At 65.2% G+C, this 11,700-nt stretch carries 11 protein-coding genes; 2 read left to right on the top strand and 9 right to left on the bottom strand.

Going from position 1 to position 11,700, the window contains the following annotated elements; translation table 11 throughout:
* Positions 1 to 41 precede the first annotated feature (41 nt).
* The 8 genes from ACVINW_RS34535 to ACVINW_RS34570 all read right to left on the bottom strand — a co-directional run bounded on the left by ACVINW_RS34535 (position 42) and on the right by ACVINW_RS34570 (position 7,226).
* Positions 42 to 1,697 carry a thiamine pyrophosphate-binding protein gene (locus ACVINW_RS34535; protein ID WP_456755404.1) on the bottom strand — a complete coding sequence of 552 codons (1,656 nt, stop codon included), beginning with the start codon at positions 1,695 to 1,697 and terminating at the stop codon, positions 42 to 44.
* Positions 1,698 to 2,017: 320 nt separating this feature from the next.
* Positions 2,018 to 2,269: a hypothetical protein gene (locus tag ACVINW_RS34540; protein WP_456755405.1), complete on the bottom strand. Its 252-nt coding sequence runs from the start codon at positions 2,267 to 2,269 to the stop codon at positions 2,018 to 2,020.
* A 15-nt stretch (positions 2,270 to 2,284) separates the two neighbouring features.
* The gene (locus ACVINW_RS34545) at positions 2,285 to 3,148 is read right to left on the bottom strand and encodes a hypothetical protein (protein ID WP_456755406.1); all 864 of its coding nucleotides are present in this window, start codon (positions 3,146 to 3,148) and stop codon (positions 2,285 to 2,287) included.
* Between the two features lie 58 nt (positions 3,149 to 3,206).
* Positions 3,207 to 4,352, bottom strand: coding sequence for an acyl-CoA dehydrogenase family protein (locus tag ACVINW_RS34550; protein WP_456755407.1), 1,146 nt, complete (start codon positions 4,350 to 4,352; stop codon positions 3,207 to 3,209).
* 12 nt (positions 4,353 to 4,364) lie between these two features.
* Entirely contained in the window at positions 4,365 to 5,192 is an 828-nt protein-coding gene (locus tag ACVINW_RS34555; protein WP_456755408.1) for an SDR family NAD(P)-dependent oxidoreductase, read from the bottom strand.
* A gap of 9 nt (positions 5,193 to 5,201) precedes the next feature.
* Positions 5,202 to 5,606: a MaoC family dehydratase gene (locus ACVINW_RS34560; RefSeq protein WP_456755409.1), complete on the bottom strand. Its 405-nt coding sequence runs from the start codon at positions 5,604 to 5,606 to the stop codon at positions 5,202 to 5,204.
* Entirely contained in the window at positions 5,603 to 6,034 is a 432-nt protein-coding gene (locus ACVINW_RS34565) for a MaoC family dehydratase N-terminal domain-containing protein (protein WP_456755410.1), read from the bottom strand. Before ACVINW_RS34565 ends, ACVINW_RS34560 begins: the two co-directional genes overlap by 4 nt.
* Before the next feature lie 7 nt (positions 6,035 to 6,041).
* Positions 6,042 to 7,226, bottom strand: coding sequence for a lipid-transfer protein (locus ACVINW_RS34570; protein WP_456755411.1), 1,185 nt, complete (start codon positions 7,224 to 7,226; stop codon positions 6,042 to 6,044).
* Between ACVINW_RS34570 and ACVINW_RS34575 the strand changes: the two genes are divergently transcribed.
* Together ACVINW_RS34575 and ACVINW_RS34580 are read left to right on the top strand one after the other, a co-directional pair.
* Positions 7,217 to 8,137 carry a TetR/AcrR family transcriptional regulator gene (locus ACVINW_RS34575; RefSeq protein ID WP_456755412.1) on the top strand — a complete coding sequence of 307 codons (921 nt, stop codon included), beginning with the start codon at positions 7,217 to 7,219 and terminating at the stop codon, positions 8,135 to 8,137. The genes ACVINW_RS34570 and ACVINW_RS34575 overlap by 10 nt on opposite strands.
* The gene (locus ACVINW_RS34580) at positions 8,067 to 9,623 is read left to right on the top strand and encodes an acyl-CoA synthetase (RefSeq protein WP_456755413.1); all 1,557 of its coding nucleotides are present in this window, start codon (positions 8,067 to 8,069) and stop codon (positions 9,621 to 9,623) included. The genes ACVINW_RS34575 and ACVINW_RS34580 overlap by 71 nt, the downstream gene beginning before the upstream one ends.
* Before the next feature lie 178 nt (positions 9,624 to 9,801).
* Here the strand turns inward: ACVINW_RS34580 and ACVINW_RS34585 are convergent, their stop codons facing one another.
* Positions 9,802 to 11,694: a response regulator gene (locus ACVINW_RS34585; RefSeq protein WP_456755414.1), complete on the bottom strand. Its 1,893-nt coding sequence runs from the start codon at positions 11,692 to 11,694 to the stop codon at positions 9,802 to 9,804.
* Between the last annotated feature and the right edge of the window lie 6 nt (positions 11,695 to 11,700).

Raw genomic sequence — 11,700 nt, forward strand, 5'->3', positions numbered from 1 at the left:
TTGCGTTTGTCGCGGGGAAAACCGCTTCGCACTTTTCCGGATCATGCCTCGGGCACAAAGTCCTTGCCGACCGACAGCGCGCGCTGATCGACCAGGCAGTGCAGGATCGCCGGCTTGCCGGAGGCCAGCGCGCGCTCGAAGGCGGGCGCAAAGTCCTCGGTGCGCTCGACCCGCTCGCCATGACCGCCGAACGCCTTGGCGTAAAGCGCGAAGTCCGGGTTCCTGAGCTGGGTGCCGACGACGCGGCCGGGATAATCGCGCTCCTGATGCATGCGGATGGTGCCGTATTGCGCGTTGTCGATGACCACGACGATCAGCGGCGCGTCATACTGCACGGCGGTGGCGAACTCCTGCCCGTTCATCAGGAAGCAGCCGTCGCCGGCGAATGCGACGACGACGCGATCCGGATGATGCCGCTTGGCCATCACGGCCGCCGGCACGCCGTAGCCCATCGAGCCCGAGGTCGGCGCCAGCTGCGCGGCGAATGAATGGAAGCGATGATGGCGGTGGATCCAGCCGGCGTAATTGCCGGCGCCGTTGCAGACGATCGCATCCTTCGGCAGCCGGTCGCGCAGCCAGGTCACGACCTCGCCATATTGGAAGCTGCCGGGCAGCTCGCGCGGCTTGTCGGTCCAGGCAAGATAATCGGCGTGCGCCTTGGCCGCCTCGCCCGTCCAGGCCGGCGCGGCCGCGGGCTTCATGGTCTCGACCGCAGCCGCGAAGGCGGCAGGCGTCGCCTGGATCGCCAGCGCCGGCTGGTAGACGCGGCCAAGCTCTTCGGAGCCGGGATGGACGTGAATGAGCTGCTGGCTCGGCGAGGGAATGTCGAGCAGCGTATAGGAGGAGGACGGCATCTCCGACATGCGGCCGCCGATCAGCAGGATCACATCGGCGCCGGTGAAGCGATCCCTGAGCTTCGGGCTCGGGCCGATGCCGAGATCGCCGGCATAATGCGAATGGTCGGCATCGAACAGCGAGGCGCGGCGGAACGAGGTCGCGACCGGCAAGTCGAACCGTTCGGCAAAGCGCGCGATGCCCTTGGTGGCGTCGGCGGTCCAGGCCGAGCCGCCGAGCACCACCAGCGGTGCCTTGGCGGATGCCAGCATGGTGCCGAGACGCTCGAGATCGGCCGGCGCCGGCCAGCTCGCCGCCGGCTCGACCTTCGGCGCGTCGGCGACCGCCGCGGTTTCGGTCAGCATGTTCTCGGGCAACGAGATCACGACAGGACCGGGACGGCCCTGCAACGCGACACGGAACGCGCGCGCAACCAGCTCCGGAATGCGATCCGGGCGATCGATCTCGACCGCCCATTTCGCCATGGTGCCGAACACCGCCTTGTAGTCGAGTTCCTGGAACGCCTCGCGCTCGCGCATGCCGCTGTCGACCTGGCCGACGAACAGGATCATCGGCGTGGAATCCTGCATCGCGATGTGCACGCCATGGGCGGCGTTGGTCGAACCCGGACCACGGGTGACGAAGCAGATGCCGGCACGCCCGGTGAGCTTGCCATAGGCCTCCGCCATCATCGCCGCCCCGCCCTCGGCGCGGCAGATCACGACGTCGATCGGGCTGTCATGCAGGGCGTCGAGCGCCGCCAGATAGCTCTCGCCCGGCACGCAGGTGACGCGCTCCACCCCTTGCGCGACCAGCTGGTCGATCAGGATCTGGCCTCCGGTGCGGGCGTTGCTTTTGGTCATGTGGGCTCCCTGCGGCATTGGCGCGCGCTCGCGGCTCGCGCGGAATTTGGTCCCACGGGGGTAGGATAGTCGGAAATATGGCGCAAGGCCGAAGTCGCCGCGCAATGCGGCGGCCGCATTGAGCCATGCGGCCGGGATGGGACAGGCCTATTCTCCCGGAAATTCCGGGGCGATGCGAAAGCATCGAACTATGGTGCACTCTTGTGTACCTGAAAATCTCGAGATTGTGGCTCGAGATTCCGGGCCGCGACCTGTTCGCCAAGGCCGGCCTCGCCGACAATGCCGATCCGATCCGGCTGCCGGAGACGGCGGGTCATGCCCTAACGCCGCCGATTCTGATCAGAATAGAAATCCACGCAGGCCTCGGCGCGACGAATAAGGCCCGCGGTCCAGGATGACGGAATGACCGACAGGAGGAACCGGTCATGATAGTATTCGATAACGGGCCAGGCGGAGACGAAAGCGCTCGCGCCGCCGCCCACAAGCCCGAACACGACCGCCACCAGCAGCGCGGCAACCAGAAAGACCGGCAACACCAGCAACGCGATGACGATATCGAGAAGCAATCTCATCGTCTTCCAGACATCTCAGGATGCCACCGTACTTTTCGCTTGGCCTGAAGGTCCATGCCAATCACTGGCAAGCAACGCCGTCTGCAACGACTGCGCCGCAATTGCCTTCATGCAATGATCGACCCGTCGCTCATACTCGAAGAACCACCACCTCCAGAACCGCAAAGGGATGAGAAATCGGGAAGGATAGACCGGGATCGGTGCTGGCGCGTACAGCAGGTCCGGGAATCTGCCACAAAGCTCTGAATGGTTCTCCTTCGCGTACTCGCTCAGCTCCGTGATCAGCACGATGCGCTGGGCAGGCAGCCGCCGCAAGCACTGCTCGATCTCCCAAAACAGGCTTTCGCTCGAGACGGAGAAGTCGATCACAGCAAGATCGGCCTGCTGGAGCAGCGCGAGCAGAACCGGCTTCCAGTCATCGCGAACGTAGGGCTGCTCCCTTGTGTCCGTCATGGACTCGCCGTTCAATCCCGCGATCTGATCCTGCGTTCCTGTCTTGACGACGTTGCGCAGCCGCATGATCCGGCCGTAGCAGCCGATGCACGGCAACACGCGATTGGGAACGTCCGCGCGGGCTTCCTGCCTGAAGCCACGCAGGAAGATGATGCTGCATTCATTTCGTGCGCGGCGCCTTCTTGGCATGACCAGCAGCCACATCAGCAGCGATGCGCCTCCGACGCTGCCGACGATGGCCGCGAAGGAAGGCGTTCCGCCCGGCCCGGATGCACCCGCGAGCCACAAGAAGAAACACCACAGATTAACCGACAAGACGACGCGCAGAGACCAGATGACGGCCGCTACGAAAGCACCGCGGGTGTATGGAGGCCGCAAGGTGATTGGGGCCTCCGTAGCCTCGGCACCGGTCGCAGGCGTATCCAACAACGGCCCCCAGCAATGATGAAATCGTCCCGGCATGGTGCGGGAGCAACATTCAACCCTACAGCGAGCGCGCGATCAAGACCTTCATGATCTCGTTGGTGCCGCCATAGATCTTCTGGATGCGGGAATCGATGAACATCCGCGAGATCGGGTATTCCTGCATATAGCCGTAGCCGCCGTGCAGCTGCAGGCATTCGTCGGCGGTCTCGACCTGCTTCTGCGAGCACCACCATTTGGCCATCGACGCCGTCACGGTGTCGAGGTCGCCTGCAACCAGCCGTTCGACGCACCAGTCGACGAAGACGCGGGCGATCATCGCCTCGGTCTTGCGCTCGGCCAGCGTGAATGCGGTGTTCTGGAATTCGATCAGCGGCTTGCCGAACGCGGTGCGCTGTTTGGTGTAGTCCGCGGTGATCTTCACCGCGCGCTCCATCGAGGCGACCGCGCCGATCGCGAGCGACAGCCGCTCCTGCGGCAATTGCTGCATCAGCTGCACGAAGCCGTTGCCCTCCTCATTGCCAAGCAGGTTTTCCGGCGGCACCGCGACATTGTCGAAGAACAGCTCCGAGGTGTCGGAGGCATGCAGGCCGATCTTGTCGAGGTTGCGGCCGCGCCGATAGCCCTCGGCGCCGGCGGTCTCGACCACGATCAGCGAGATGCCCTTGGCGCCAGGCGCGCCGGTGCGCGCCACGACGATCACGAGGTCGGCGGCCTGGCCGTTGGTGATGAAGGTCTTCTGGCCGTTGATGACGTAGGAATTGCCCTGCTTCTTCGCCGTGGTCTTGACCGCCTGCAGATCGGAGCCGGTGCCGGGCTCGGTCATCGCGATAGCGCCGACCATCTCGCCCGAGGCCATCTTCGGCAGCCAGCGCCTTTTCTGCTCCTCCGAGCCGTAGTTGACGATGTAATGCGCCACGATCGCGCTGTGCACGGAGACGCCGGTGGTCAGCTCCGGCACCGTGCTCTCGAGGTCGTCGAGCACGGCAGCGTCATAGGCGAAGGTCGCCCCCAGGCCGCCATAGGCCTCGGGCACGCTCGGCAGCAAGGCGCCCATCTCGCCGAGCGCGCGCCAGGCGGAACGGTCGACCAGCTTCTGCGCGCGCCATTTCTCGGCGTGCGGCGCCAGGTCCTTGGCGAGGAATTTGCGGAACTGGTCACGGAAGGTGTCGAGCTCCTCGGTCATCCAGGACGATCGGTAATGCATACTGTCCTCGTGCTAAACTAGCAGACCGCCGCCGGCGACGATCACCTGGCCACTGATGTAATTCGATTCCGGAGCACAGAACAGATAGACCGCGTCCGCGGCCTCCTCCGGCGTGCCGCCGCGGCCGAGCGGGATCATGCGGCCCATCGCCTCCAGCATCTGCGGCTGGACGCCGACCTTGATGTCGCGGCCGGCGACATCGATGGTCTTCTGCTGGCTCTCGATCGGTTGGGTCAGGCGGGTGTTGATCAGGCCGAACGCCACACAATTGACGTTGACCTTGTAGCGGCCCCATTCCTTGCACATCGTGCGGGTCAGTCCGATCAGCGACGCCTTGGCCGAGGAATAGCTGGCCTGCCCGGCATTGCCGTAGAGCCCTGCGATCGAGGAGATGTTGACCACCTTGCGGAACACCTCGCGCCCGGCCTCGGCCTCCTTCTTCGCCATCACCCGGATCGGCTCCGATGCCGCGCGCAGGACGCGGAACGGGGCGACCAGATGCACATCGAGCATCGCCTGGAACTGCTCGTCCGACATCTTCTGGATCGTCGAGTCCCAGGTGTAGCCGGCATTGTTGACGATGATATCGAGACCGCCGAACTGCTCGATCGCGCGGCCCACGAAACGATCGGCAAAGCCCGCTTCCGTCACGCTGCCATTGACCGCGATCGCCTCGCCGCCGATGGCCTTGATCTCGGCGACGACGGCATTGCCCGGCTCGGCATCGAGGTCGTTGACCACGACGCGCGCGCCTTCGCTTGCAAGCTTCAGCGCGATCGCCCGCCCGATGCCGCGGCCCGAGCCTGAGACGAGCGCGACTTTGCCTTGCAGTTTCGACATGATCTCTCCCTAGAGCGCGATGATCGCTTCGCCGGCGAGCTTGATCTCGCCGTTCTGGTCTTTCGTCGTCAGCGCGAGCTTGGCGCGCTTCTCGCCGCCCTGCTCGATCAGCTCGGTCACGGTGCCCTCGCAGGTCAGCCTGGCGCCGAGCTGGGTGATCGCGGCAAAGCGGGTCGCGAACGAGCGGATGCGCGACGGCGCCACCGCATCCGTCAGCGCCTGGCCGAGATAGCCCATCACCAGCATGCCGTGCGCGAACACGTCGGGGAAACCGGCCGCCTTCGCGAAGTCGATGTCGACATGGATCGGATTGTGGTCGCCGGAAGCGCCGCAATACAGCGCCAGGCGATGCCGGGTGATCGGCGGAAATTCCTTGTGGACGATGCGGTCGCCGACCGACGGAACGCTGGTCATGACGGCTTCGCATTGCGCACCACGATGGTGCGCGAGACATCGGCGACATGGACGCCGTTCTGGTTGGTGACCGGCGTATCGACCACGATCAGCGTCATCGCCCCGCCCTTCTTCTCGGTCACCCCAGTGACACGCGGGTGGAACGTCAGGGTGTCGCCGACCACCACGGGCGCGTGATAGTCGAAGCGCTGCTCGCCATGCAGCACGCGGGCGAGATCGATGCCGAGCGCGGTCAGGAATTCGAACGGATCGGGCGCGTCCATCATCTCGAGGCAGAACAGATAGGTCGGCGGCACCGGTGTCGCCTCGCCATCGCGATAGGCCGGGTTGGTCTCGCCGAGCGTGTCGAGGAAGAAGCGCAGGCGTCCCGGCTCGACGCGCGCGGTCACCGGCGAAAATTCGCGCCCGACGGCGGATTGATCGACCATGACGGCCTCAGGCGCGTTCGTAGAGCGTCACGACGCAGGCGCCGCCGAGGCCGAGATTGTGCTGCAAGCCGAGCCGCGCGCCCTCGACCTGCGTTGCCGCGGCGGTGCCGCGCAGCTGCCGGGTCAGCTCGTAGCATTGCGCAAGGCCGGTGGCGCCGAGCGGATGGCCCTTCGACAACAGCCCGCCGGACGGATTGGTGACGATCCTCCCTCCGTAGGTGTTGTCGCCGTCGTCGATGAATTTCGCGGCCTCACCCTGCCCGCACAGGCCGAGTCCCTCATAGGTGATCAGCTCGTTATGGGCGAAGCAGTCGTGCAGCTCGACGACGTCGAGATCTTTTGGCCCGATGCCCGCCGCCTCATAGACCTTGCCCGCGGCATCGCGCGCCATGTCGTAGCCGACCACCTGCATCATGTCTGACGCACCGAAAGTCGACGGCGTATCGGTCGTCATCGCCTGCGCCGCGATCCGGACCTGCTTGTTGAGGCCGTGCTGGTCGGCGAACTTCTCCGAGACCAGGATCGCGGCGGCGCCGCCGCAGGTCGGCGGGCACGCCATCAGCCGCGTCATCACGCCGGGCCAGATCACCTGGTCGTTCATCACGTCGTCGGCGGTGACTTCCTTCCGGAACAGCGCCAGCGGATTGTTCTTGGCGTGGCGGCTCGCCTTGGCGCGCACCTTGGCAAAAGCATTCAGCGGCGTGCCGTATTTCTTCATGTGGCTCAGGCCGGCGCCGCCGAAATAGCGCAGCGCCAGCGGCACGCCAGGCGCGTCGACCAGCCTGTCGGCCGCGGCATCGAAATCGTCGAACGCGCTGGGGCGGTCGGTGAACACGGCGCCGAGCGCGCCGGGCTTCATCTGCTCGAAGCCGAGCGCCATCACGCAATCGGCCGCGCCCGACTCGATCGCCTGCCGCGCCAGGAACAGCGCGGTCGAGCCGGTCGAGCAATTGTTGTTGACGTTGACGATCGGGATGCCGGTCATGCCGACGCCATAGAGCGCGCGCTGGCCGCAGGTGGAATCGCCATAGACATAGCCGACATAGGCCTGCTGCACCTTGCCGTAATCGAGCCCGGCATCGGCGAGCGCGAGCCTGGCGGCCTCTGCGCCCATCACATGATACGGCGCGTTGGCGCCGGGCTTGACGAACGGGATCATGCCGACCCCGGCAACATAGCTGCGTGACGTCATCGCGTGCCCTCCCGGAAATTACCCACTGGACTATTTATTACCCATGGGTAATATACGGGCCATCTTCCGGAGTCAATGCGACAACAACCGACGCGATGGACGCCAGCTCCCCCTCTTCCAGCAACGAGTCCCCCTGGCTGCCGTTCGAGAGCCGGCGCCGCGCCCGCGACGAGAAGCGCGAGGCGGTGTTGCGCACGGCCGTCGCCCTGTTCCTCGAACAGGGCTATCACGGCGCCACGCTGAACGAGGTCGCCAGGCGGCTCAACATCACCAAGCCGGCACTCTACAATTACTTCCGCGGCAAGGACGAGATCCTCTACGAGTGCTGGTCGATCGGCAACGAGCTGGTCGACGATTGCATCGCCGAGACCTCGGCCGGCGGCGGCTCGGGGCTCGACAAGCTGCGCAAGCTGATCGTCCGCTATGCCGAGCTGATGACCGAGGACTACGGCAAGAGCTTGGTCCGCTTCGACATCCGCGATCTCAGCGAGCACAACCGCAAGATCGTGCAGACCGCCAAGCGGCGGATCGACCGCGCCTTCCGCGACTATATTGCCGCCGGCGTCAAGGACGGTTCGGTGAAACCCTGCGACCCGAAGCTCGCGGCGTTCGCGATCGCAGGCTCGCTGAACTGGATCGGACACTGGTTCCAGCCCGGCGGTGAGCTGATCGGCCGTGCCGTCGCCGAGGAATTCGCGATCCGCCTCACCGAGGGCATCGCCAAAACAACAACACAAGTGACATCAACGCGCGAGACAACAACGCGCAAGGCAGCCGTTCCGGCTGCACAGAAGGCGGGCAAACCGCCTCGCAAGGGAAACGCATCAAGGGAGGAGACGAGTGAACATCACGCACGGACTGCGGCGGGCGCTGCAGGTCAATCCAAACGGGCTCGCAATCGTCTGCGGTGAGCGGCGGCGCAACTGGCGCGAGGTCGGCGACCGCGTCGCCCGCCTCGCCGCCGCCATCCGCTCGCTTGGCGCCGACAATGGCGACCGCGTCGCGATCCTGTCGCTGAACTCCGATCGCTATCTCGAACTCTACCTCGCGGTCGGCTGGGCCGGCGCCGTGATCGTGCCGCTCAACATCCGCTGGTCTCCGATCGAGAACGAGGATGCGCTGCGCGACTGCCGCGCGACGATCCTGTTCGTCGACAAGGCGTTCGCGGCGGTCGGCGCGACGCTGGCAGGCGCCATCCCTGGCCTCAAGCTCATCTGCGCCGACGAAGGCGAGACGCCCGCCGGCATGGAGAATTACGAGACGCTGATCGCGCAGAGCGAACCGATGGCGGATGCGATGCGCACCCGCGACGATCTCGCCGGCATCTTCTACACCGGCGGCACCACCGGCCGCTCCAAGGGCGTGATGCTAAGCCATGGCAATCTGATGGCCAATGCGCTCAACGCGCTCGGCGAAGGCCTGTGGCCGGCGAGCACGATCTACCTGCACGCGGCGCCGATGTTCCACCTCGCCAATGGCGCGGCGATGTATTCGGTGCTGCTGTCCGGCGGCTCCAACGTCGTGATCCAGGGCTTTACGCCGGACGGCGTCGCGGCCGCCGTGCAGAAGGAGCACGTCACCGACGTGCTGCTGGTGCCGACCATGATCCAGATGTTCGTCGATCACCCGACGCTCGGCAGTTACGACCTGTCGTCGCTGAAGCGGATCGCTTACGGCGCCTCGGTCATCAGCGACGCCGTGCTGATGCGGGCGATGAAGGCGCTGCCGCATGTCGAGTTCACGCAAGCCTACGGCATGACCGAACTGTCGCCGATCGCGACGCTGCTGCACTGGAAGGAGCATATCGGCGACGGCCGCGCCAAGGGCCGGCATCGCGGCGCCGGCCGCGCGACGCTCGGCGCCGAGGTGAGGATCGTCGATGCGGAGGACAAGGTGGTGCCAACAGGCACCGTCGGCGAAATCGCGGTGCGCGGCGACATGGTGATGATGGGCTATTGGGAGCGGCCGGAGGAGACCGCGCGCGCCGTGATCGACGGCTGGATGCACACCGGAGACGGCGGCTACATGGATGCGGACGGCTTCGTCTACGTCGTCGACCGCGTCAAGGACATGATCATCTCCGGCGGCGAGAACGTCTATTCGGCCGAGGTCGAGAACGCGCTGGCCCAGCACCCGGCGGTGGCGCAATGCGCCGTGATCGGCATCCCGAGCGAGCGCTGGGGCGAGCAGGTCCACGCCGTGGTGGTGATGAAGAGCGGCGCCGACGCCACGCCGGAAGAGCTGATGGAGCACTGCAAGACGCTGATCGCCGGCTACAAATGCCCGCGCAGCGTCGACATCACCGCGACCCCGCTGCCGCTCTCCGGCGCCGGCAAGATCCTGAAGCGCGAGCTGCGCAGGCCGTATTGGGAGAACCGCGAGCGGCGGGTGAGCTGAGGCGTACGGCTTATGTATTGCTCCGTCATTCCGGGGCGGCCCACGGAACCGAATCCGGAATCGAGAGATTCCGGATCTATCGGCGAAGCAACGACGCATCGAGCCGATCGAGGCGCAATCGTTGTCTCCGACAACGCATCCCGACGATTCTCGATTGCCATTCCGGTCCGACCGGCCCTCATCGGCTCAGGCTCGCGCGCCAAAGTCTCACGCCCGCTTTTCCAAGGGCCGTCGTCAGATCTTCGGCAGAGAATGGCTTCGCCAGCAATTGGACGCCTTGCATAGCGGAGAAGCGTTGCCGCACATCCTCGTCCACATGGCCGGTCGCGAGCACGACCGGCAGGTCGGTATACAGGCTGCGAAGCTCCGCAACGAGTTCATCCCCCGGCCTGTCCGGCAGGCCAAGATCAACGACCGCGCCGATCAGCCCCTCGATGCCCGAGCGCGCCTTGGCGGCGGCCTCCTTGAAACTCGCAGCGCCATCTACTGCGAGCCCGGATTCCGCAAGCATATCCGTGACGAGAAGCTGCAAGAGAAACTCGTCCTCGACCAACAGGATGCGGCCGGGCTGCGGAGGCCCGCCGTCGAGCAGGCCACGGATTCGCGTTGCGAGCTCGGCGAATGAAAACGGCTTGCTGAGCAACTCGATGTCCGGATCGAGCCGTCCTTCACGAATGAGGACATCACCGGCATAGGCCGTCGTGATCAGCACCCTCAAGCCGGGATACTGCGCCCGCGCCTGATCCGCTAATGCCTTGCCATTGATTTGGCCGGGCAGGCCAAGGTCGGTGAACAACAGCTCGATTTGCGCATCACTTCTCAGCAAACTCAACGCAGCACTCGCGTCTGCCGCCTCGAGCACCCTGTACCCGAGTTCACGAAGGCTGCCCGCGGTGGTAGCGCGGACATCCTCGTCGTCTTCGACCGCAAGGATCGTCTCCCCACCGCGGGCCCGCGGGATGGCCCTGAATTCCGAGCTGGCCTCGGCGCGAGAGACTGCCTGATCTGAAAGCATCGCGGCCTTGGGAAGATAGATGTCGATCCTGGTCCCGACGTGGAGCTCGCTTTCAAGCCTGAGATGCCCGCCGCTCTGTTTGACGAAGCCATAAACCTGACTAAGGCCGAGGCCGGTGCCCCTTCCATCGGTCTTTGTGGTAAAAAAAGGTTCGAACACGCGGTTCTGGATCTCAGGCGTCATCCCCATGCCAGTGTCGGCGACCGAGATCTTGACGTAAGGTCCGGCCTCGCCGTCGCCATCCTCCGACTCATCACGCGCGAGATCGATATTCTCCGCCATGATCGCGAGTTCGCCGCCATCCGGCATTGCGTCACGCGCGTTGACGGCGAGGTTGAGAATCGCCGACTCCAGTTCGGTTGGATCGACCTCGACCGCCCATAGCTGAGGCGGTATGTCCGTCCGTATCGAAATGCCCTCGCCCAGGGTACGTTGCAGCAAGTGCGACATGCCGGCGATCAATTCGGAAAGATCCACGCGACGGTATTCGAGAGGCTTGCGCCTTGCGAAAGCGAGTAATTTACTGGTCAGGACGACCGCTTGCCGGGCGCCGCGCGTGGCGTTGTCGAGCATGGTTACGAGTGCGCCCTCTTCGCTGCCAATGCGGCGCCTCGCGCCTTCCAGATTGCCCAGAACCACGGCTAGCAAATTGTTGAAGTCGTGCGCGATGCCGGCGGTGAGCCGCCCGACGGCCTCCATCTTGGCGGCATGACGCATGCGGTCTTCCAACGCCCGGCGCTCCGACACGTCGCGCACGCTCGCGAGGCGCGCCGGCCGGCCCTCCCAGCTGGTTTCTACGGTGCGGATTTCGGCATCTACCAGCCCGCCCCCGGGCTGATGGATTGCAATCTCGCTCATCTCGCCCGCCACGATCGGCAAGCCGATCGGCGATCCGATCAGCGCCAATGACGGCTGCCCGAACAGGCGTTCCGCCGCCGGATTGGCGAACAGCACAAACCCGGCTTCATCGACGACGATGATACCGTCGGCGTTCTTCTCGATGAGGAATTGGATGTCCGACTGCGCGACCTTTGAGCCAATCCGAGTATCCGTCATGCGTAT

Source organism: Bradyrhizobium sp. USDA 4461, assembly GCF_054055655.1.

Coding starts and splice junctions, on each gene's coding strand:
- ACVINW_RS34535 (WP_456755404.1), bottom strand. CDS start 1,697: ATGACCAAAAGCAACGCCCGCACCGGAGGCCAGATCCTGATCGACCAG.
- ACVINW_RS34540 (WP_456755405.1), bottom strand. CDS start 2,269: ATGAGATTGCTTCTCGATATCGTCATCGCGTTGCTGGTGTTGCCGGTC.
- ACVINW_RS34550 (WP_456755407.1), bottom strand. CDS start 4,352: ATGCATTACCGATCGTCCTGGATGACCGAGGAGCTCGACACCTTCCGT.
- ACVINW_RS34555 (WP_456755408.1), bottom strand. CDS start 5,192: ATGTCGAAACTGCAAGGCAAAGTCGCGCTCGTCTCAGGCTCGGGCCGC.
- ACVINW_RS34560 (WP_456755409.1), bottom strand. CDS start 5,606: ATGACCAGCGTTCCGTCGGTCGGCGACCGCATCGTCCACAAGGAATTT.
- ACVINW_RS34565 (WP_456755410.1), bottom strand. CDS start 6,034: ATGGTCGATCAATCCGCCGTCGGGCGCGAATTTTCGCCGGTGACCGCG.
- ACVINW_RS34570 (WP_456755411.1), bottom strand. CDS start 7,226: ATGACGTCACGCAGCTATGTTGCCGGGGTCGGCATGATCCCGTTCGTC.
- ACVINW_RS34585 (WP_456755414.1), bottom strand. CDS start 11,694: ATGACGGATACTCGGATTGGCTCAAAGGTCGCGCAGTCGGACATCCAA.